This is a genomic window from Singulisphaera sp. GP187 (assembly GCF_900129635.1).
GTDB lineage: Bacteria > Planctomycetota > Planctomycetia > Isosphaerales > Isosphaeraceae > Singulisphaera.
The window spans coordinates 1406451-1428229 of sequence record NZ_FSRB01000002.1 but is presented as its reverse complement, the minus strand read 5'-3'; the positions used below and the strand labels follow the sequence as shown (position 1 = coordinate 1428229).

18 protein-coding genes and 1 riboswitch are annotated in these 21779 nt (G+C 63.5%); of the genes, 6 read left to right on the top strand and 12 right to left on the bottom strand.

Features of this window, described 5'->3' with window-relative positions:
- Positions 1-153: 153 nt before the first annotated feature.
- The 10 genes from BUS42_RS30060 to BUS42_RS30015 all read right to left on the bottom strand — a co-directional run bounded on the left by BUS42_RS30060 (position 154) and on the right by BUS42_RS30015 (position 12228).
- Positions 154-969 (bottom strand): phosphorylase family protein, encoded by an 816-nt coding sequence (locus BUS42_RS30060; RefSeq protein ID WP_074313210.1) that lies wholly within the window; start codon positions 967-969, stop codon positions 154-156.
- Between the two features lie 10 nt (positions 970-979).
- Complete coding sequence (gene hpnH, locus BUS42_RS30055; RefSeq protein WP_074313208.1) at positions 980-1981, bottom strand: adenosyl-hopene transferase HpnH; 1002 nt, start codon at positions 1979-1981, stop codon at positions 980-982.
- A gap of 146 nt (positions 1982-2127) precedes the next feature.
- Entirely contained in the window at positions 2128-4170 is a 2043-nt protein-coding gene (shc, locus tag BUS42_RS30050; RefSeq protein WP_074313206.1) for a squalene--hopene cyclase, read from the bottom strand.
- Between the two features lie 229 nt (positions 4171-4399).
- Positions 4400-5743, bottom strand: coding sequence for a BON domain-containing protein (locus BUS42_RS30045; protein WP_074313204.1), 1344 nt, complete (start codon positions 5741-5743; stop codon positions 4400-4402).
- Positions 5744-5908: 165 nt separating this feature from the next.
- Positions 5909-7402, bottom strand: a complete 1494-nt coding sequence (locus tag BUS42_RS30040) for a transglutaminase-like domain-containing protein (protein ID WP_074313202.1) — start codon at positions 7400-7402, stop codon at positions 5909-5911.
- 373 nt (positions 7403-7775) lie between these two features.
- Entirely contained in the window at positions 7776-8036 is a 261-nt protein-coding gene (locus BUS42_RS30035; RefSeq protein WP_143206563.1) for a hypothetical protein, read from the bottom strand.
- Positions 8037-8469: 433 nt separating this feature from the next.
- Positions 8470-8691, bottom strand: coding sequence for a hypothetical protein (locus BUS42_RS30030; protein WP_254053884.1), 222 nt, complete (start codon positions 8689-8691; stop codon positions 8470-8472).
- Between the two features lie 129 nt (positions 8692-8820).
- Entirely contained in the window at positions 8821-10614 is a 1794-nt protein-coding gene (locus BUS42_RS30025) for a cytochrome c peroxidase (RefSeq protein WP_074313196.1), read from the bottom strand.
- Between the two features lie 7 nt (positions 10615-10621).
- Positions 10622-11626: a DNA polymerase III subunit delta gene (gene holA, locus BUS42_RS30020; RefSeq protein ID WP_074313194.1), complete on the bottom strand. Its 1005-nt coding sequence runs from the start codon at positions 11624-11626 to the stop codon at positions 10622-10624.
- A gap of 173 nt (positions 11627-11799) precedes the next feature.
- On the bottom strand, positions 11800-12228 hold the full coding sequence (locus BUS42_RS30015; protein ID WP_074313192.1) for a hypothetical protein: 429 nt from the start codon (positions 12226-12228) through the stop codon (positions 11800-11802).
- Positions 12229-12621: 393 nt separating this feature from the next.
- Here BUS42_RS30015 and BUS42_RS30010 point away from each other — a divergent pair, with 393 nt between their 5' ends.
- Complete coding sequence (locus BUS42_RS30010) at positions 12622-13641, top strand: beta-ketoacyl-ACP synthase III (protein ID WP_074313190.1); 1020 nt, start codon at positions 12622-12624, stop codon at positions 13639-13641.
- Positions 13642-13777: 136 nt separating this feature from the next.
- On the opposite strand, the gene BUS42_RS30005 is transcribed toward BUS42_RS30010, so the two are convergent.
- On the bottom strand, positions 13778-15628 hold the full coding sequence (locus tag BUS42_RS30005; RefSeq protein WP_074313188.1) for a hypothetical protein: 1851 nt from the start codon (positions 15626-15628) through the stop codon (positions 13778-13780).
- Between the two features lie 301 nt (positions 15629-15929).
- A complete protein-coding gene (locus BUS42_RS30000) occupies positions 15930-16292 on the bottom strand; it encodes an STAS domain-containing protein (protein ID WP_074313186.1) in 363 nt (120 codons plus the stop codon).
- Between the two features lie 221 nt (positions 16293-16513).
- Here BUS42_RS30000 and BUS42_RS29995 point away from each other — a divergent pair, with 221 nt between their 5' ends.
- From BUS42_RS29995 to BUS42_RS29975, 5 genes are all read left to right on the top strand, one after another.
- Complete coding sequence (locus BUS42_RS29995) at positions 16514-16774, top strand: hypothetical protein (RefSeq protein WP_074313184.1); 261 nt, start codon at positions 16514-16516, stop codon at positions 16772-16774.
- A 268-nt stretch (positions 16775-17042) separates the two neighbouring features.
- Complete coding sequence (locus BUS42_RS29990; RefSeq protein ID WP_074313182.1) at positions 17043-17519, top strand: DUF2760 domain-containing protein; 477 nt, start codon at positions 17043-17045, stop codon at positions 17517-17519.
- A 108-nt stretch (positions 17520-17627) separates the two neighbouring features.
- On the top strand, positions 17628-19445 hold the full coding sequence (locus tag BUS42_RS29985; RefSeq protein WP_074313180.1) for an Hsp70 family protein: 1818 nt from the start codon (positions 17628-17630) through the stop codon (positions 19443-19445).
- Positions 19446-19527: 82 nt separating this feature from the next.
- Entirely contained in the window at positions 19528-20034 is a 507-nt protein-coding gene (locus BUS42_RS29980; RefSeq protein ID WP_074313178.1) for a molybdopterin-dependent oxidoreductase, read from the top strand.
- 376 nt (positions 20035-20410) lie between these two features.
- Positions 20411-20613, top strand: a riboswitch (cobalamin riboswitch).
- A 108-nt stretch (positions 20614-20721) separates the two neighbouring features.
- Positions 20722-21714 carry a DUF1559 domain-containing protein gene (locus BUS42_RS29975; protein ID WP_143206562.1) on the top strand — a complete coding sequence of 331 codons (993 nt, stop codon included), beginning with the start codon at positions 20722-20724 and terminating at the stop codon, positions 21712-21714.
- The last annotated feature ends 65 nt before the right edge of the window (positions 21715-21779 follow it).

Below are 21779 nucleotides of genomic sequence, written 5' to 3'. Positions count from 1 at the left end.
CTCAAGAGTTGTCCGGAGTGGTGAATCTCGCACCAAAGCGATTCGCTCGTGCCGATTATTTATTAGGAAAGTGTGCATCGGTCACGCCAAGTATGCGGGGTGACGCCCGTGGTGCCAGAGAGGGAATTCAAGAGAAAGTGTGGGCGGGACGGCTCAAGGGAGCTCGGCGATGACGCCAGCGGTGATGGTCGCGAGCCGATCGGCGGCCTCCTGGGCGTGCTCGTGGAGGGCCCAGAAGTCTTTTAGGCTGGACGGTCGATTCCAGATGGCGCGGAGGGCGGCCCCGACCTGATAGCTGCCCGAGCGGGTCATCAGCGAGGCGACCTCGGCGGGGAGATCGACGCCTGCTTCATCGCTGACAACTCGGATCGAAAGAAACTGAACCGAGCGTTCGTGACAGAGCGCGGCGACGGCCGACGTCTCCATGTCGACGACGTCGGCCGCGAATCGTTCGCGGAGCTCGGCTTTCTCGGCCGCGGTGCGGACGATCGCATCGACCGTCAAAAGGCGTCCGGAGCGAACCCGGGGCCTGGGGGCGTGCTGGGAAACACCGAGGTCAATCGCACACCGCTGCCCTTCGAGGTCGACAACCTCGCTGGCCATGACGAGATCATTGCGCCGGAGCTCGGGATCGAGCGCACCCGCAAATCCGGCGGAGACGATCGAGCGCGGGCGGTGGCCGTCGAGCAGGAGTTGCGCTCCACGCCTGGCGGCCTCGCGGCCCATGCCGGCCACGATCAGGGCGATGACTTTACCCTCGCATTCCCCCTCGATGACCGTATGCTTCGGCCCCGCATATTTGCGAACCCGCTTCATTCGGTCCATCAAGAACCCGACCTCGATCGACATGGCGGCCACTATGCCGACATCGACAGAGGCGGGTGAGGGGGCGGGGGCAGACGAAGAGGCGGAGGCGGACGACGTCCCCTCGGGATTGGTGGCCGCGCCTCCGGATGTCCCACGACTCATGAATTTCCGATCAGGTGAACTGCCACTTAATCATCTTGAACGTATCGCCCAGCTTGCTGTTGACGCCGAGTGCGGCCGAGGCTTCGTAGCCGGAGTGAACCATGCAGTTCTCGCACCGCGGGTCCTTACCGTAACCGTACTTCTCCCAGGGCGTCTTGTTCAAGAGGTCGTCGAACGATTTGTGGTGGATGTCCGTGATCAGATAACACGGGCCTTTCCAGCCTTTGATGTTCCGGGTCGGGTTGCCCCAGGCCGTGCACGACATTTCGCGCTTGCCCTGGAGGAACTCGAGGTAGATCGGCGAAGTGTTGAACTTGTATTTGCGGAACATCGCCTCGGCCGCGCGAAACTTGGTGCGGATGTCTTCGCGGGTCAGGAACATATCCTGGTCGGCGACCGCCGAGTAGCCGTAGCCGGGGGCGATCATGAACCCGTCGACGTCGATCGAGGTCAGGAAGGCGTAGAGCTCGTCGAGCTCGGCCATGTCGGTTTCCTTGAACACCGTGGTGTTCGTGCAGACGAGGAAACCGGCTTCCTTGGCCGCCCTGATGCCGTCGACCGCCGAGTCGAAAACCCCTTCACGCTCGACCGCGATGTCATGGTTCTTCTTCATCCCGTCGAGGTGGACGTTGAAGAAGAACTTATTGGAAGGCTTGAATCTTTTGATTTGCTTACGGATGAACATTCCGTTGGTGCAGAGGTAGACGACCTTCTTCCGCTCGAGAATCTTGGCGACGAGTTCGTCGATTCCCGGGTAGATCATCGGCTCGCCGCCGCAGATCGAGACGACCGGAGCGCCACATTCGTCGACCGAATCGAGGCATTCCTGGATCGAGAGCTTCTGCTTGATCGTCGCCTCGTACTCACGGATCCGCCCACAGCCCGTACAGGTCAGGTTACAGGCGTGCAACGGTTCAAGCATCAGGACCATCGGGAACCGCTTGGTCCGCGCGAGCTTTTTCTTGACGATGTAGCTGGCGACGGTACTGGTCAACGAGAGTGGGAATCGCATGACGCACTGCCTCCTGGGGCGGAATCCTCGGGACCATCCGTGGCCCTCGGGCTAAGAATCAGAGACGGCGGGTCAAGGGTCGAGGGGGAGTGGCGCGGGATGCAACCGGCTCCCCGTCGGTTCGTGACCGACTCAGTGAGCATGATTCAGACGACAAACGGCTCGGGCAGGGCCGGAATTCGGCTGGCCTGGGCACCGGGCGTTGTCACGGGTACCGGCACCGGCACACGTCCCGCGACGGCCTGGTAACGTGAGATCGCCATCAAAGGGAAATAGATCCGGTAAAGATGATACTTGAGGTAGAAGACACGTGGGAATCCCGTCCCCGTGTACGGGCCTTCGTCCCAGGTCCCATCGGTGCGTTGCGTGGTCTGCAAGTAATCCGCGCCTCGGCGTGCGGCGTCACCACGCCCGCGGCCGGCCGAGACCAGGCCGAGCAAAGCCCAGGCAGTCTGCGAGGCCGTCGGCTCACCCCGACCCATCCACGACGGGTCGTCATAGCTCTGGCAGGACTCACCCCAGCCACCGTCGGCTTGCTGGACCGACTCGAGCCAGTCGGCCGCTCGCTGCAAGGCGGGGTGATCCATCGGGAAATCGAGCGCCTTGAGGCCCTGCAAGACCTGCCAGGTCCCGTAGATGTAGTTGACGCCCCAGCGACCGTACCAGCAGCCCTGCGGCTCCTGCGTCTTCCAGAGATAGTTCAAGGCCCGCGCCACGGCCGGGTGATCGTTGCGATAGCCAAGGGTTCCCAGACACTCGAGGATCCGCGCGGTGATGTCGGCACAACTCGGGTCGAGCATCGCGTTGTGGTCGGCGAACGGGACCTTGGTCAGGACCTCGTTGTCGATATCAACATCGAAGGCCGCCCAGCCGCCGTCGCGGTTCTGCATCGACAGGAGCCATTTGACCCCGCGCTCGGTGGCCGCTTTCGCCTCGGGCGTTTTGGCCAGTGCTGTACGCTGAAGCGCGAGGATCACCATCGCCGTATCATCGATATCGGGATAGCGTTCGTTGTTGAATTGAAAATGCCAGCCGCTCGGCTCGACACCCGGCCGACGCACCTGCCAGTCACCGGCGACTCGAACCTCTTTTTCAAGCAGCCAACGGCCGGCGCGGAGCAGGGCGGGGTGATAGTCCGGCACCTTGGCATCGGCCAGTGCAATCGCGGCGATCGCGGTATCCCAGACCGGCGACACGCAGGGTTGCACGCGGACTTTGCCGTCCTCTTCGATCAGGAGGTCGTCGAGTTGGCGATGCGCCCACTGCAACTCGGCCGAGTCGCGTTTGTAACCCAGGCAGTGCAGCGCGACGACCGTGTAGATCATCGGCGGGAAGATCGCGCCCAGGCCGTCGGAGTTTTCAAAGTGGTCGAGCATCCAGCGGTGCGCGGCCCGAATGCCCGGCTGCCGCCAGGAGCGCGGCAAATGATCATCGGCCCATTTGAAAACCCGATCCAAGCCGAGAAACAGGTTGGTCCAACTGACCAGCCGTTTGGTTCGCCGGGCCGGATGGAGCGGGAGGTCGGTCCGGAAGAGCTCCGCAATCCCCTGCGCGGCCGGCAGGCGACGCACCGGCTTGAACGCCGACATGATCGAGAGCGGCACGACGATCGTGCGGGTCCAGGCCGACATCGCGGCGAGGCTGAAACCGAGCCGCGACGGGACAAGCATCATCTCCGGCGGCACGCTCGGGCAATCGCCGTAGCCAATCTGCCCCAGGAGCGCCAGGTAGAACCGGGTGAAGCTGTTGCAGCCTTGGGCTCCACCGGCTTCGAGGATCCACTCCCGCGCCCGGACCATCGCCGGATCGTCGACCGGAACGCCGACAATCTTCAAGGCGAAGTAGGCCTTCACCGACGCACTGATCTCGGACGGACCACCGGGATAGATTGCCCAGCCGCCGTTGGGGAGTTGCAAGTCGCGGAGGTAGCGACAGGCCTTGACGCAGATTTCCTCGGCCCCTCGGCCGATAAAAGCCATGAGCAGGACATATTCCGACTCGAGGATCGTGTCCCCCTCGAGCTCTCCGACCCAGTATCCCTCGGGGTTTTGACCATCAATGAGCCAGCGGCTCGTCGAATCGACGGCCTCGGCCAACGGGTCCTGAGAGAAGGGCGTGGACGAGCCGGACCGTTGTGTGAAGAGTCCCGCGGCTCGTGACGACACGCCACCATCCTTGTTGGCGATCATGCGATCCAGACCCCTCTCCGTCCCGAGAGACGTGGTGTTTTCAAATCAGAATGACGGGGCGAGGAATACAGGGTCCCCGACCGCGCGGGTCATCCTAAGCCCGGACCGGAGAATCGATCAAGATCAAACACCGGTTCGGGCTTGCAACTTCTTTACTTTTTTTCAAGAGACGAACAGGAAATCTTTCCTAGATTTTCCAGTCTCTCAAAAAAGCTCATCTTCGGCCCCGCTACTCGACGATGAAACTCGATTCGAGGCGGAAACCGCGGAGCACAGGCATGGAGCGAAGGATCGCGTCGAGCCGGGCCTTGTCTGCTTGTTGAACGAGCGACCCCTTGATTTCGAGAGTGTCGCCCTGAAGCCGGACCTGATCGACGTGGGCGATGTCACCGACCTGGCGGCGAATTTGCGCGGTCAGGTAGGGTTCGACATCCTCGGGGCGTCCCTTCTGCTGCAACGGGTTCCTCCGTTCGCCGTCGGGGACGACGAACTGGAGCCGGTCGTCGACGTCGCGCACGCCCGGAGTCTGCTGGGCGGCGCGGAAGGCGAGCATGGCCTCATAAACGGTCGGCACCGCTCCCGAGAGATAGGCCACCCCCTCACGAACGGCAACCTTGATCGGCAACTTGGCAACGGCCGGCCGACTGAGTAGGGCTCGACCCACGCGCTGGGAAAGTTCGTCATGGTCGGCCGCGATCGCCGGTTGAAGTGCGGGGTCGATCTCCGGCGCTTCCGGTTTGACCGGAGGCTTGGCCGCGGGCAGTTCCGCAGGCTGGGGGGGCTGAGGAGGTGGAGGGGGCGTCTCTGACGGCGCGACTCCCACGTTCAAGAAGTTCTCGACCTGGGTCACGCCGGGGATCTGAGCGATTTTCTGGCCGATCGCCACGCGATCGGCCGCGGTGGGGACCGTCCCGCGAAGCACGGCCGCACCGCGCGGGTCGAGGGTCATTTCCACGAAACCGTCGTCGGCCGACGCACCGATCGGGACTTTCATCGGCGAGGCCGTATTCGGATCGGCGCCCGGATCCGCCTGCGCCTGCCCTTGCCCCAGATTCATTTGAGCCGGAGGCAGGTTGATCGGTTCCCGAGCCGCGATCGCGGGCCACCACGGCGGGTAGCTCACCAGCGGCGGCTCGAAGCCATAGAACGGGTCGTCGATCCGACCAAATAGGGGCGGTGGATACACGTAATAAGGGGCCCCGAACGGCAGGCCGGCGCGAGGGCCCATCAGGGCCTGGGAGCCGGAGGTCCGGTACACCTCGGACGTGTCGATCTTGAGATCGTCGCGGACCGAGTAGCCGCTCGCAATCGCAAGCCGGACCGCCGTGTCATGAACCACCTTGGTTCCCACCCGACCCGACAGGACGACCTGGCCGGACCGCCAGGTCGTCGCGATCGGGTACTGAGCCGTCACCGGATGGTTCCGGAGTGCTTCGGAGACGACAATCTCGGGTCGATTGACGGGGGTTGGCGTGGACTTGGGAGGATCCGCCGCAAGCGCTGGCGGGATGAGTCCGAGAGCGGCGACTCCGCAGATCGAAAGGAAAGCGCTGCGCGTCCAGGGCCACATCATGTCGGGAAGACTCCCCCGGAGGGACCGCCTGACAGGCTCGATCGAGACTCATCCGTTGCTACCGGAAGTCTACGGATCGAATCCAAGCCGGACAAGCGGCACGGCCCGAATTACCAGCAAGGGCCGGGCGGCCAGAACACCACCCGGCCCGGCCGGTAGGGCCGCTCAGCGCAGTTCGAGCGGCTCGAGTGTCATTTTGCCCAGGACGCGAACGACGGGCAGGAAGGCTTCGTAAGGTGAGACCCCGTCAAGGCTGGTGTCGGACAGCTTGATATGGACTGCGTCAACTTCCGTCTGATCGAAGGCGGCATCCACGGCCACCCAGCGACGGTTGACGTACACTTCATTCCACATGTGAAAACCGAATCCACCGAGACTGTCAGAATAGACGAGCCCGACCACGACACGCGATGGGACACCCACCGCACGGCACATGGCGGCCACCAAGACACCATGCTCGGTGCAATCGCCCGCGAGCGTCTGGGCGACTTCGCTGGCCGGGGCGAACGCTGTCTCGAAGTTCTTGTCCTTCAAGTTCTGCGCCACCCATTTCGTGATCTTGACGGCCTTGTCCCAGGGATCGACCGCGCCTGCGGTTGCCTGGGCCGCGTGCTTTTTGACCGTCAGATCCTCGCTGGTGACCAGGGAATTGGCGCGGAGGAACTGGGCATCGACCGTCTCGGGGCCCGCCGTACCGTCGGTGGGCCGGGCGGTTTTGACATCCAGAAACGCGGAGTTCTTGGTCTTCCCCGCGCGAACGGTCTGCCGGCGGTCGGTCGGCAGGAGCGTGGCGGGGTCTTCATCGGTCAGCCCGACCCGGTAGGTCACGTCGCGACGCGTCTCGGGCTTGGCGATCTTGTGGGTCACCTTCACGATCGAACTGATCGTGAGATTGAGCGCCACCTGGTCGCCGCCCAGACGGGCCCCCTCGCGAGTCGTCCGGTAGATGTCGAGCCCACCCAGGATCTCGCTCCGACTCTTGAGAACCTGGCCGGTCGCGTCGACCCAATGGGTCGTGTTGTACTCGGGCATCGGTTTGGTTTCGAGCGACACGATCTGGTCGATCCGCAGCAACGGACGCTTGCCGTCGCCGAGCGTGACCTCCTCGGTGCTCTTGGCCACGAGCTTGATCTCGCAGATCTTGTTCAGGTCAGGCACATACATCCGAAGGTCACGCGACTCACCCGACTTCAACGGCGCCCGGGAAAGACTTTGTTCGGCGGCATAGGGGCCGCGCACCTCCGGGCCCCACGGGATCGTCACCTGCTGGCGCTGGCCGCCGCCGTCGAGGGAGAGCGTCATCTTGTCGTCGACCACCGAACCGGTCGCCGTCATCTGCTGATTGCTGGCGAGCGTCCGGGTCTCGAGTTTGAGGACGCTTCCCTCCTGCGTTTCGATCGTGCCGTACATGGTCTTGATCGTGACCCGGTCCTCGAGCCGCTTGAAGGTGAACTCCATATCCTGGCGAACCCGGACCAGGGATTTCCCTTTGTCCTTGACGGGTTCGACATACGTGTGGATGAAGCCGACTTTGGCGCCGGAGATGAAGACCGCGTCCCAAGATTCATGGGTCTCAGCGGTCGCCGTGTCCGCCGCGAGGACGGCCCCCAGGCTCAAGATGAGAAGGCCGTAGCCGAGACCGCGTCGGGTCCGTCGCATGAAACAAGACCTTTCGGAAAGAATGGGACCGTGGCCCCTACGAATCAAGAGTTCGAGCCCCACCCGAACCCAGTCAGCGGCGGAGCAAGGGAATCCTCCGCGTCCGTCCTTCCCTGGCATCGCGAGCGCGGAAGGGCGCCCCCTACTATGGTCGATATCCGCGCCGCCCTCAAGTCAAGACGCACGCGTCCCTCACCTCACGAGCACGAATCCGCTGCCCCCCCGACACAAAAACACCCCGGTCAAATGGCCGGGGTGGATCGTTCGCCAGAGTGGGGTTCTTACGTCAAAAAAAAGAGGTCGATCACCGTGCGATCGCGACAGAAACCTCAGAATCCGCGTGGGCCACCCGCCGTCCTGCCGGAGATCGTGATTAGACGGCGACCTCTTCCGCGACCGGCGTGCTTCGCCCCACGGTAATCACCGACGAAAACCGATCGCCCGAAAGCAACTCCAAGGCACCGTGCAAGGCCAACTGCTTCGCATGGTGAGAAGGGGCCTGACCACGGATCACAAGCCGACCCTGCACCTCTTCGACCAAGAGGTTGCGAATCCGACCGTGAGTTGACTGACGAACCCGGGTCTCCACCTGTTCCAGCAAAGTCATTACGCCATCCGAATGTGTGAGTCGCATTATCCTAACTTCCGCCCGCTAGCCACAATAAGCGTTAGTAAATCACGTGATGTGTGTCAGTCGCGAGGGTTCCGAAAACGCCGACCTTATCGATCGGGAAGTCTTCAGCACGCTCTTATTCTGACGAACGCATGCGTATTATGCAAGGAAAAACTTGGCGAATCTGCCGAGAATTCCGAGTTTAACCGATTCTTCATCGGCATTTCCGGCCATCTTCCTCAACCACTCGGTTCGCGCCCAACCTCCTTCCCAAGAGACTCGCAAGGCCCCTAAACCTTGCTTTTAAAAAAACCAGGACGATCAAGTCTTACAACCTAAACAACTCTCCCTTCCCAAAGGAGCACAGGCGTTTGACCTAACCCATCCTTCGCAAACCTCCAACCGTTCGGCGGTCAGGAGTTTGCACGACCAGCCCCTCGGTCAGATCGAGAAATCAGTCTTGGCCTGTTCCTTCGTATGAATTTGTCTGCAATTCTTGAGCCAGCACCGCCAATTTCTGCTCATCCCACTCGGCCACGGCGTCTTTCCAGCGATCCCAGAAGGGCTCGCGGCCGCGCCCGGTGAGCTCGCTCAGCCGGCCCAGGTTATAGCCAAGCTGAAGAACCGAGCGCCGATCGCTCTGATTTCGGGCAACGATCTCGACGATTTTCGCCACGCAATGATCCATGATTGATCGCTCGCCTGAGTTGCTGGTCGGTCACGGAGCGAACGCCTCCCGAAGCGATCAGGAGTGGCCGCTCGGCTGAACGAACGGAGGGATAGGGGAGGGAACCGGGAAGGGGAGTCAGAGTGATTCCAGAAAGGCGATCAGGTCATCCCGTTGCTCGGGACTGAGGCTGGTTTTTTGCCCTGGGCTGTGACTCTCAACGACCTGTGCGAGAGTGGCCGCTCGGCCGTCGTGGAAATAGGGCGCCGACCATGCCACTCCAAGGAGGGAAGGGGGGTTAAAGCTGCGGTTGCCTCCCGAACCGTCGTCGAGTCCGACATCCCGAAGCCCCGCGATCGTGTAGGCAGGGGGCCGGTGGCAGGTCTCGCAGCGTCTTGAGCGAAAGAGGGCCGCTCCCCGCTGGGCGGCCGGGTCGTCACGAGCCCGGCGCGGCGGTGGCGGCTTGAGGCTTTCCAGGTAGGCGACCAGGTCTTGAACCATGCCCGGGGCCGGATCAGGGCCACGCAAACTTGAGTCGAGCGACTGGTGGACCTGGTCGGCGAGTTGGGCCAGCGACCCGTTCCAGGCCGAGGGCTCAGTCCCGGCCACGCCCAGCAGGCTGGGTGTGTTCTTGGGGGCGCCAAATCCACCATCACCCAACGTGTCAAAGTTCAAGCCGTTGGTATGACCCGACTTGTGGCAGCTCGAACAACTCATCCAGCGATCGAGTGCGCGTCTTCCGTCGTGGAAGAGGGCCTCGCCTCGTTGTTCCGGGGTCCGGACGACGGGACCTGGGCTGAGCTCCACGGTAGCCACGCGCGAAAGGTCGGCAACCTTGACGACGGAGATTCGGTCGGACATTGAGTCTGCCGTCACGACATGCTGACCGGACCGGTCGAACGCCAGGGCGACGGGGGAGCGGCCGACCTCGAGCACTTGCAGCCGCTGGTTGTGCCCCAAGGGCCGGAACCGAGGCGCCGCGCCCGACACCGCTGAACCCCCGTTCGTGCGATCGTTCTTGAGGACCTGGTGCGATCCGGCCAACGTGATGAAGATCTGGGTTCCGTCGGGGCTGAGCGCCAGCGCGCTCGGATCGGCGGCGCCGTGAACCGGGCCGTCGAGCGTGACCTGGCGGCGGCTCAGGGGTTCACCCGGCTCCGCTCCCGCGTCGAACTCCGCGAGTGGGACGCCGCTCAAACGGCTCGAGAGAATGATCCCACGGTCGATGTTGGCCACCGTGATCGGCGCGGGTTCGAGTTGCTCCATGTGAATGACAAGTAGCTCTTTGCCTTCTTCCGAGACCGCGACCGCCGCGAGGTTGACGCCTTCGAAGACCCGCACGCGCTCGGTTCCCGGCCGGCCCGGCACGAGGTCGGCGAGATGACCGCCAAACGCGTCGGCCACGACAACCCTCCCCGCGGGCGTTCGAACCAGCGCCCCCACCGGGAACGGCAATCGATGTGTGGCCACGACTTGTCCCTGCCGCCAGTCGATGATCCGCACGGCCGCGTCCCAGAGCGACGCGACCGCGACCTGACCCGCGGCGAGCGGAAGAATTCGGGTCGGGCCGTTGCCCGTCGGCAGGGTCCGAACCACCCTGCCTGCGCGATCGAGGACGAGCGCTTCTCCGTCCGCCCCTCCCACGAAAAACGTCGAACCGGTTTCATCGCGAGTCAACGAGACGGGACGGACGGTTAACGGCCACGCGGCGACGACCTGCCAGCCTTCGGAATCGATGGTGATGACCCGCCGGGCCTCGCGGAGCGCGACGTGAAGTCGATCGTCGGGTCCCCAGACCAGGGCCACCGGCACTTTGGGGCCGTCCCGACTTGTGGGTTCCGAGCGCTCCGCGCCCTGGGCCGAGACCACGGTCGCAACAACCGTCAGCAGCACACCGAACCAGAGCCCGGCGCCACGAATCATGGCACGCATTCTCTCTTTAATCCTGTCGGGGGCGGGCGAGTTCGACCAGAAGCTTTTCGATCACCACGCGAGGAGGCAAGTTGGATGCCCCCTTGAGGTCGAGGTCGGCCTGAAGCAAGAGCCGAGGGAGCTGATCGACTCGACGCGGACCGAGGTGGGTGTGTTGCATGCGCACCTTATCGCGTGCAAATTTGATCCCGGCTTGCTCGCAGGCATTGTCCAGAGACAGCCGATTCCTTCGCAACTGCCCGGCGTGGTGAACTTTACGGAGCGAGGCACTCATCGCCGCGAGTAGACCGATCGGATGCTCTCCGGCTCCGAGCAGGCGATCGAGAAGTTCAAGGGCGAGTGCGCTGCGTCCGGTCGTGGTGGCGTTGAGCACGTTCCAGACGTCCTCGATTCGTCCCGCGCCCACCATTTTCGCCACGACGTCGCGCGAGATCCGCGCCTTGGTTCCGACGAAGACGGCCAGCTTCTCGATCTCGGAGACCAGGAGCCCGACCTCGGTGCCCACCAGCTCGATCAGGAGCGAGGCGGCGTCAGAGTCGAGCCGAACTTCGGAGCGGATTTTGGCCATGTGAACGAGCCAGGCGCTCAAAACTCGTTCCGCCGGCCCTTTGCACTCGATGGAAAGGCCGACCTTCTCCAGGTTCTTGGCGATCTTGGTGTTCGACGCCCAGACCTTGACCGCGAGGACCAGCACACCGGCCGTTGAGGGGCGCTCGACGTAGGCCTCGAGCTCCTTGCGGTGCGCGGTGACGAACGGGTCGGCCCCGTCGACGATCACCATCTTGCGTTTCACGAAGATCGGTAAGGTACGGACCTCGTCGAGGACGTCGGACAGCGAGGCGTGCTCGCCGGCGAACCGGGTCAGGCCCATTTCCTCGTCATCCCCCTGGAGAACCTGGTGGCGGATCGTCGCCAGGCTCTCTCGGCGCAGGAACAGATCGTCACCGAAAACGGCGTAGACCGGTTTGACCGGCACCTTCGACGGGTCTTTGAGAAAGTCGATGGCATGCATGCGGGAAGCGTTCGCTCGGAATCGTCTCTGGACAAGACGCTGAAAAGTGTACCATTGCCGCGTCGCAACCCGCCAGCCAGAGGGCCATCCCCTTGGGGCAACGGGCGCCCGTCCACTGATCGTATTGTCCTGCATTCCCTGGGACTGCGGGCGATGAGTGGACGGAATGCCGATCAAGGCGTTTTGGCCGACCGTTCCTGATCCCCTGTGAGTGCATCGACAATCAGAGCGATCTGCCCCCAGGTTTCTCCCGGACGAGTCGCACGAACCGGGTCGACTTCGAGAATCAGCACGTTTTTCGCCAAGAGCGGCCCGAGCGATCCTGGCCCAAGTGGGACCGTCATGGACTCATCCAGGGGGCCGTCCAGAGTGTGGCCGTTAAGCTCGACCGCGAGCAGACCAGGGACCTGTTCCAGGCGTAGTGAGACCGATTCGTGGCGTGGGTCGATCGGTGGGCAGCCGAAGCGACGGCGCAGCCGCACCGGGCTTGGCTGATCGGCGGGCCAGGCGATTGGCAAGGCCACCGGACGCTTGATCGGGGCGTCTGCGGAACCGGTCTGCCACTCCCAGCCGCCACGGAGGCGAATCCAATGTTCGGACATGCAAACGTCCCGCGCGGTGGCCGCCGGGCTCCGAGGAATCAGAATCGAAGGTGGTCAAGCCGGTTAGGGACAAATCCACAAATCCCGGTCGGCCTATTTGCTCTGGCCAGCGTGCGAGCCAGTCAGTATAGTCGTGTTCTCCCTCGTGACGAGTTCGAGTTTTGCTTGCGAAGGCGAATCTCAAAAATCGCCGAGGGAGTTGTACGAGCCTTGAAGCCGCTTTCCAAAACAATCCCGAATTCCAAAAGAATCCCACCCTCGCGTCGAGCCTTGTTCGGGTCCTGAGTGTTGTCGATCAACGATCCGCCCGCGGAATCGGAAGGGGCAGCCGACGAGGAGTGCCCCTCGGGCTCGGAACTCTAGAACCAGGTGGATGACCGTCGCGGATCGCCTATGAGCAACGGCCAATTGCACGTCGAGCCGCGGACCCGCTCGCTGACGGGAATACAGATCCTCGGGACCGGCAGCTACGTTCCCGAAAACGTAGTGACCAATCACGACTTGCGTGATTCGCACGGGTTTGACCCCGAATGGATCGTCAATCGGACAGGGATCCACGAACGCCGGTTCGCGCTTCCCCACCAAGCCACGAGCGACCTCTGCACCCAAGCAGCGATTCGCTGCCTGAAGGCCGCCGGTTGCGATCCTGCCGAGGTCGACCTGCTGGTCGTGGGCACCTTCACGCCCGACATGTGTTTTCCTTCGACGGGCAACCTGGTCCAGGACCGTCTGAAGTTAAACTGCCCGGCGTTTGACATCCAGGCGGCCTGCGCGGGGTTCATCTTCGCGCTGATTACCGCCGCGCAGTTCGTGGCGGCTGGCACCAGCAAGCGCGCCCTCGTGATCGGAGGAGATTGCAACAGCCGGGTGATCAATCCGGGCGATCAGAAGAGCTTCCCGCTCTTCGGCGACGGCGCCGGGGCCGTCCTGCTGGCGCCGGGGTCTCCGGAGCAGGGGCTGGTCTCGTACCAACTCGGTTCCGACGGCTCGGGGGGCGACTTACTGAGCCGTCCCGCCTGCGGCAGCCGGATCCCCCCCACGGTCGAGGCGCTCCAGCAAGGGCTTCAATACCTCACGATGGACGGTCGCGCGGTGTTCAAGTGGGCCGTGCGGATCCTGACCGATTCGACGGTCGAGGTCATGAAGAAGGCTGACTGCCGGGTCGATGACGTCCGCTGGTTCATCCCCCACCAGGCAAACGTGAGGATCATCCACGCCGCGAGTGATGTCCTCGGATTTCATCGCGAGGCCGTGTTCAAGAACCTCGAACGGTACGGCAATACCTCGGCCGGCTCCGTCCCGATCGCGCTCGATGAGTTGGTCCAGGCGGGCTCGATCGAGCGGGGCGACCTGCTCCTGACCTCCGGGTTCGGCGCGGGGTTGAACTGGGGCACCGCGCTCTGGCGTTGGTGATGAGACGAGCGGTGGGCTCTGCCTGTCTGCTCTGAGCCAGTCAGCCAGCCCTCAAATCATGCAAAAGCGAACGAGCCGTCGCCGGTCCAAGACTGGCGACGGCTCGTCGTACTTTTTGCTCAGACCTCGCGATGAATCAGAACTGAGCGCTGCTGACCTTGCGATGGATCGAGGGCGGGGGCAAGTAGCCACCACTCTTCACGCGGGCAAAGTACCCCGTGCCCTTGTTGTTGAGCGGGGTGGTCCCGGAGGTGGCGTAGAGGGTGCTGTTCGAATGGCCCCTGATCTGCCCAGGGCCGGCGACCTGAGAAACGTTGCCGTAGACGTTGTTCGCGCCCGGTCGAACGGTCGACGAGACCACTCCGCTGGCCAGATCGCCATTGATGGCAACCGGCCCGACCTTGCTTCGCGACCGCGTCCCTTCCAGCCCCGCCGCGAACGACGGGTAGTGGAAGCCCCCCTTGATCTCGCTGTTGACCGTGGTGCCGACAACCTGCGTTTTCCCGATCGAGCCCGACGAAACGATCGCAGACGAGGTCAACGCATTGCCCGGCCGGGCAAAGTAGGTGGTGTACCCTTGGCGATTGAGCTGAACAAAGTCGGGGTTGCTCGCCGTCTGGAAATTCGAGTTGGCGGCCAGGACCTTCAGCCTGCCGATGCGACTTGCGGTCACCAGGCCCCCTTGCAAGCCCGCCGCGGGGTAGCCGGTCTGGCCTTCGGGAATCCCCAACTGAGTGGCCGACGCGCTGTCGCCGACGGGGCTGCCGAGTCCCTTCTTGAATTTCAGCGAGCCGATCCGGCCGTTCACATCCAGGCCCAACGCGTCGGCGTTCGCGCCGAACGAGGCCTTTTTGAGGTGGTTCAGGCCGCTGAACCCGTTCTGGAACGGGACCGCTCCACGCGAGGCGGTGACATTGGTCACGCCCGCCTTGGATTTGAGCTGGCCGATCCCGGTGGCTCGGACCGCCGTCCGCCCCGTCGATCCGACGATCGGGAAGAGGTTCTGAGTGCCGGCGCTGGCGATCGGGCTCAGGGTCGGATTGGTATACCGTAACGTGGGTCCGCCCACCGGGCCGCGGATCGTTTGGACGCCATTGAGCTGCTGCGCCGGATCGACGTACGGATGCTGGGTCGAGGAGACGATTTCGAGCCCGTGCAGCTCGCCGTTCACAAGGAAGTTGACCGTCGGGTTGACCTGCGGATTGGTCGCGACCTGCGCTCCGGTGGAGTCGATGACCGTGTTGAAGATGCTGTCCATCCGAATCGTCGGCGCCACCTTCAACCGCGTCGACGGATCACCGATGACGATGTTGATCGGCCCATCGGGGATCCGCGCCGCGCCGGTCGTGAGATCGCTCGTCGCGGTGTCGAAGGTGCCGAGGATGTTGTGGAACTGAAGCAGGCCCACGCCACCCGTCAGGAAGATTCCGGTATCGGAGTTGTTCGCCGTGCCTTCGGGCGGCGCGACGGTCTGGGTCAAGGTGAACCCGTTGAGAATGATCGACTTCACGCCGGTGGTGCTCACCAGCTTGTTGAAGAGGACCGTACCGTCGGTGGGGGTGAAGGCCGAGGCGGTGGTCTGGGCCGTCACGTACGTCCGGTTCGGGTCGGTCCCGATGAGCTGGATCGTGTCGATATTGTCGTCGAGGATCCCGTCGTTCGGGGTCGAGTCGGTGACCAAGACACTGCCCGGGCCGTGGACCGTGATCGTCCACTCGTTCCGCTGGCGGTCCTTGCCCGAGACGATCTTGCCCCGGCTGTTCAAGAACTGCGCCTGAGGGTTGGTCCGCGCCTGATCGACCAAGCCATCAATCGAGAAGGCGATCGGCTTGTGGGTTACCGCCGTGTAGACCGGTAAGTCGGTCGGAATCCAGGGCGTGAATGGCTGAACTGTAGAGAGCACCGTTCGAGGCTCGAGTGCCTCAAGGCTCGATCCCAGCTTGAGCCGGTTCGAATCGGGCCGGTCAGACCGTTTAGTGGATTTCATCGAAGATTCCCTCCCCAACGCGGCACGAAAAATGGTCGGTCACTCCGCCCGTCTTCCTGCCAGGCGTAAAACCGCCGCGAGCCGCCGTCCCTGATTCGGAATGGCTTGTCCGGCTGAAAACCCCCTGGATCGTGCGCCAATGGGATGAGTCGGGACGGTTTTTCCAATCAGTCCGAACCCAAGCCCTGATGGCGCAGCGAGCTAAGGCTACGGCTTATTTACTCGGCGATCCTCACTCGGCGACTTCAGGCGAGCTGATAAGGTAGGCAAACAGGGGTAACGAGGAAATGAAAAGGGAGGATTACACCGTAGAGACCGGACGAAGGGACGCCAGTGCCTGCGCCTCGTCATCGGCAAAGGTGAAATATTGGGTAAGCTTCATGATTCGCAGGAGGTCGAGGACGATCGGCTGGGTCGCGAACAGGACGAGCTTGCCCTTCTTGGTATCGATCCGTCGCTTCAGACCGACGAGGATCGCGACCCCTGAGCTCGAGAGGTAATCCACTTTGCTCAGGTTGAAGGCGACCCGCGGCGTCTCGATTGCCTCGACGAGCTCGTAGAGCATGTCGCGGAACGCGGACGATCGAAAGTCATTCAAGCCGGCTGCGTCGTCGAGCATGATGACGAGACCATCCGGCTCCTCTCGAGTACGGAACGAGGACATGATGATATCGCCTCCTGAGGATCGCGGCCCAGGTCTGTACTTAAGAAGAGGCAAATCAGGCAGGCCAGGTCTCGAAAGAACCGGGGTCAGTCTACCGAGCCTTACTCACGGAGTGGGGAAGTAGGGAGTAAGGACTTTGCTCTTTAATGAAAGTAACTCAGAGAAGGCGTGATGTCGATCTTCTTCTCGGTGAAGTTCACGGAAAATGGGAGACCTGGGTCATGCAACCCCACCTCAGCCGAATCCTGTCCGCTCTCGTCCTCTCGGGTTCTCTGCTCGGCTGTCACGGCCCTGATCGACTCAGCTCGGACGATGGGGGGGGGCTGGTGAACGTTCGAACCAGGAACGGCGTCCACGTTCGCGCCCCGTTCGTCAACGTCCACGTCGCCACCCGCAACCCGGAGGAGCGAGAGGAGGCGAGCCCGTCGTCCAATCCTCCCACGGAACTCGCTCCGCCCCTCGAAATGGCGCCCCGCGATTGAACCGGGCCGGAGCGAGACTCGAGATCCGTGCGCCTCGACGGTCGCACGGACGAGCTCGAGCCGACCCCGATGTCTGATTTTTCTCGCGGGTCCGCGCGTTTTCAAGCGGCGACGATGCGGTTAAAGTGGGAAATTGATCCGGGAAGAAAGACCGATTTTTTTCCGACGAGTCGCGGGTGGAACGGCTACGATTGATGATGCGAGTGGGCGATGATCGGTCATCGCTCGACGCTCCAGATCCCCGCTCGATCACGAGGAGTTGTACCCTTTGAACCGTCTCTGGCTCGCCCTGAAGTCCTGCTTCCGGACGCTGACCGACCGTGACTTCGCGGCCCGGGTTGAACCGCTCTTTGTGAAAGCCTCGACGGGTCCCGACCTCCGGGTCTTGGCGGTCCTCCAACGCGACGGTCGCCTGATCGACTTCCTCGAGGAAGACATCGACGCCTACACCGACGCTCAGATCGGCGCCGCGGTCCGGGACATCCATCGTGGCTGCCGCAAGTCCTTGCGGGATTACCTCACGATCGAGCCGATCATGAACGCGGCCGAAGAAGAGCGGGTGACGATCGCCGCCGACTTCGATCCGGCCGCCATCCGCCTGATCGGCAACGTGAATGGATCGCCTCCGTTCCAGGGCACTTTGAAACACCACGGCTGGCGGGTCAAGGCGGTCCATCTGCCGGTCCTCCCGGTCGCTCGCGACGATACGTCGGTGCTCTCGCCGGCCGAGGTCGAGGTCTCCTGAGCCGGCCACCGACTCTCGCTCGCTCGCTTGGATTGACCGGCACCGGAGTGGAGCCAAAGTTTTACAGGCTCACATCCTCATTTCTGGATGCACATCGAAGGAGTCCGCATGTCCCGCTACGTCGTCGGCATCGACCTGGGTACGACGAACAGCGCGTTGGCTTATGCCGACACCCGCGAGGCGACCGACGACACCCCGGCGCCGATCCGGTCGTTGGCGATTCCCCAGGTGGTGGGAGTCAACGACGTCGGGGAGCGGCCCATCCTCCCCTCGTTCCTCTACCTGCCCGCCGCCAAGGAATTCCCGGCGGCGGCCACCGACCTCCCTTGGAAAGCGCGGGCCGATCAGGTCGTGGGCCTGTTCGCCCGCGAGCACGGCGCCAAGGTCCCGGGACGGCTCGTGAGCTCGGCCAAGAGCTGGCTCTCGCATCCCGGGGTCGATCGACGCAGCCCGATCCTCCCCTTGAACCCGACCGAGGGCGTCGAGAAGGTCTCCCCCGTGGAGGCTTCCACCGCCTACCTGGCGCACCTGCGGGACGCCTGGAACCTGCGAATCGCCGGCAAGACGGCCACCGACCGGCTCGAGCATCAGGACGTGTTCCTCACCGTCCCCGCCTCGTTCGACGCCGTGGCCCGCGAGTTGACCGTCGAGGCGGCACGCGCCGCGGGCTTCGACCAGGTCACCCTGATCGAAGAGCCTCAGGCCGCCTTCTATTCCTGGCTCTCGGCACGAGGCGAAGGCTGGCGGAAAAACGTCAAGGTGGGCGACCTGCTCCTGGTCTGCGACGTGGGCGGTGGGACGACCGACTTCACTCTGATCGCAGTCACCGACCAGGGGGGAGACCTGGCGCTGACCCGCCTGGCCGTCGGCGAACACATCCTGCTCGGCGGCGATAACATGGACCTGGCGCTGGCTCACGCCGTGGCCGGGTCACTCCCCAACGGCATGGACGGACTCGACGCCACCCAGCGTGTCGCGCTCAGCTATGCCTGCCGGACCGCCAAGGAAACCCTCTTCGCCAGCCCTCAGAAGCCCTCGGCGCCGGTGACGATCCTGGGCCGAGGCTCGAAGGTCATCGGCGGCGCCATCAAGACCGAGCTGAGCCGCGAGACCCTGAACACCGTCCTGCTCGATGGTTTCCTGCCTCGTTGTGCCCCGACCGACATGCCCGCGCGCGGTCGTCGCGTGGGCCTGACCGAGATCGGCCTGCCGTATGCGTCCGACCCGGCCATCACCCGGCACCTCGCGCGGTTCTTGGGCCAGCAGGCGGGGTCGCTCCACGCCCAGGGCTCAACCCTTCGCCCCTCGGCGATCCTGTTCAACGGCGGCGTGTTCAAGGCGACCGAACTTCGCGACCGGGTCGTCGAGGTCCTCTCCTCATGGGCCGGCGAACCGGTGCCTCCCCTGGAGACCCACGACCTCGACCTTGCCGTTGCCCTCGGGGCCGCCTACTACGGGCAGGTCCGCCAAGGTCGAGGGATCCGGATTCGCGGCGGGGTGCCACGCTCCTACTACGTCGGCATCGAAACCTCGGGCCCGGCCGTCCCCGGCGTGGCCCCGCCGATCAAGGCCCTCTGTGTCGTGCCGATGGGCATGGAAGAGGGGACCGAGCGCGACGTCCCCGGCCCCGAGTTCGGCCTGGTCGTCGGCGAACCCGCGGAGTTCCGCTTCCTCGGGTCGACCACCCGGCGCGACGACCCGGTCGGCCTGATCCTCGACCGCTGGCAGCCCGACGAGCTCCAGGAAATGGCCCCCATGGAGACCTTGTTGGCCGCCGAGGAGGGCGCCTCGGGCGAGACCGTCCCGGTTCGCCTCCACTCGCAGGTGACCGAGGTGGGCACGCTGGAGCTCTGGTGCAACAGCACCCGCGACGCGCGGCGGTGGAAGCTCGAATTCAACGTGCGCGAGCCGGCCGAAACGTCGTGAGCATGAGGGGCTACGTCCCCTCCTCGGAATGGAGCAGACAACGTCGCCGGTGCCTCTCACTTATCCGACGGAACGATAACCGATGGACAACAAGACCCTGGTTCTGAAAGTCGACGGGGCGGTCGAGCACCCGCTGGAACTGACATTCGAGGAGCTCGCGCAGTTACCCGAGTCCGCGCAGGTGCGCGACGTCTCCCGATTCCACCCCCAACGCCAGGGCGACGGCGTGGTCCTGGAAGTGCTCCTGGAAAAGGTCCGCCCACGCCCCGAGGCCAATTACCTGACGCTTCATGCCGACCGCGACGACTTCCACGTCTCGGTCCCACTCCAAGCGGTCCGGGGCGAGGGGATCGTGGTCTATCGGGTCGGCGATCAGGCTCTCGGCCTGGAACATGGAGGCCCGATCCGGTTCCTGATCAAGGATCCGGCCGCCTGCCACACCGATGAGCTCGATGACTGCGCCAATGTGAAGTACCTCAGCCGGATCGAGCTCACGGTACGCAAGAGCCGAGACACCCGGCCGGCCGATGAGGCCGCACACGCCGCCCTTCACAAGGCGCAGGAAAGCGGCAGCCCGCCCTCAAAGTGAATAAAAACCAACGACCCGCCATCGAGCTAAGAATCACCCTCGTTCCCACGGTCCCCGCTATGCATTACCCACAAAAGTGGGGGGTCTGGCCCAGTGTCCAGCGAGGGTCATCGGCGCAAGTGCTTGAGAGTCCTCCAGTTGTGGCATCCAGCTCGGGCCACAGCCCCCTTCCATAACCTCCGGATTGCTAACGACTTACGACTTGTGGGTAAGGCATAGCGGGGGACTGTGGGAACGAGTCGCACGAGGCTTCCTCGCCCTGGATCGGGTCGTTGTCATTAAATGATTGCCCACATTAAAAGCCATGCACTCTTTTCGCGTCGCTCTCAACGAATGAATTCCGGCGATCTTGACAGTCGAGTCATGTTGACGCTGTAATCATTGTTACTCGACAGGTGCCCCCTGACCTCTTTGCAGGCTTTGGGGAGAATAGGGAAGACGGTGAGAATCCGTCGCGGGGCCGCCGCTGTCATCGGCCAGGCCCCCGGATGAAGAATGCCACTGCCATGCGGCGGGAAGGCGATCCGGGGCCGTTTGGAGCCGTAAGCCAGAAGACCTGCCCGTCGAGTTCTGTTCGATGCTTCGGCCGCAAGCATCCGGGCGGGCCCGCTCGCAGACCGTCTGCCGAGGTGCCGCGCGCCGGGGGGCCGGAGCCGAACCCCCACGCCCGACCCGGCGGAAGGCTCCATGTCCATGCGCCCCCATCCCTCGACCCGCAACCGAAGCGGGTTCACGCTCATCGAACTCCTCGTGGTCATCGCGATCGTCGCCGTGCTGGTCGCTCTGCTCCTACCCGCCGTCCAGACGGCACGCGAGGCCGCGCGCCGAGTCCAGTGCACCAACAACCTCAAGCAGATCGGCCTGGGTTTCCAGAACTACCACTCGCTTAATGACGTCTTCCCGATCGGAGGTTTCGGAGGGTCCTTGCCCACGGAGGCCGTGGGCGATAGCCAAGGGGTCCAAGCCAGGAGGATCAACAGTTGGGGGACGGCAATTCTCCCCTTCGTCGAACAGGCTCCCCTGTACAACAGCATCAATCAGAGTCGCTGGTACATCAACGCTGAGAATTCGACAGCCGCGGGAACGATCATTTCGACGTATATTTGCCCGACAAATGCTACCATGTCTCTCACGCGGCCAAATGGAGAGAACCCCAAAGGTCCGTCCCTCTATGGCCGCAATGACTATTCGGGCAACTATGGGGAGCGGGCCGTCCGTTGTTTCCCGGCGACGACCTGCCAGAACACCTATGACGACCTGGGGGATACCTCGAAAATTGCCCGGGGCATGACCCTGACCGTGAGTACCGCCCCCATCTCAATCAAGCATATTACGGATGGAACGACGTATACCATCGTCGCGGGTGAAGCCCACGAGGCCGCGTTCGGCAGTTGGATGGGGCACAAAAACTTCCTCGATCAGAGTGCCCCCATCAACGCTCGAAACGGTACGGTGCCGGGCACAATCTGGGCTTCCTGCCAGGTTGCAAAGGGCAACACGACCATCGGAAGACTCGGATGTGATTTCAGTCAGGAGTTCGCCAGCTACCACTCCGGTGGGGCGGCTTTCGCCTTCGCCGACGGGTCGGCCCGGTTCCTGAAGGAAAGCATCAACAACAAGGTGCTCGGCGCCCTCCTGTCGCGAAAAGGTCAGGAGATTGTCAGTGCCGATAGCCTCTGAACGCTCGGGATCAACTCGGTCTCACCCCTGCCGGAACGGAGTGCGGGGTGTACCTTTCTCGATCG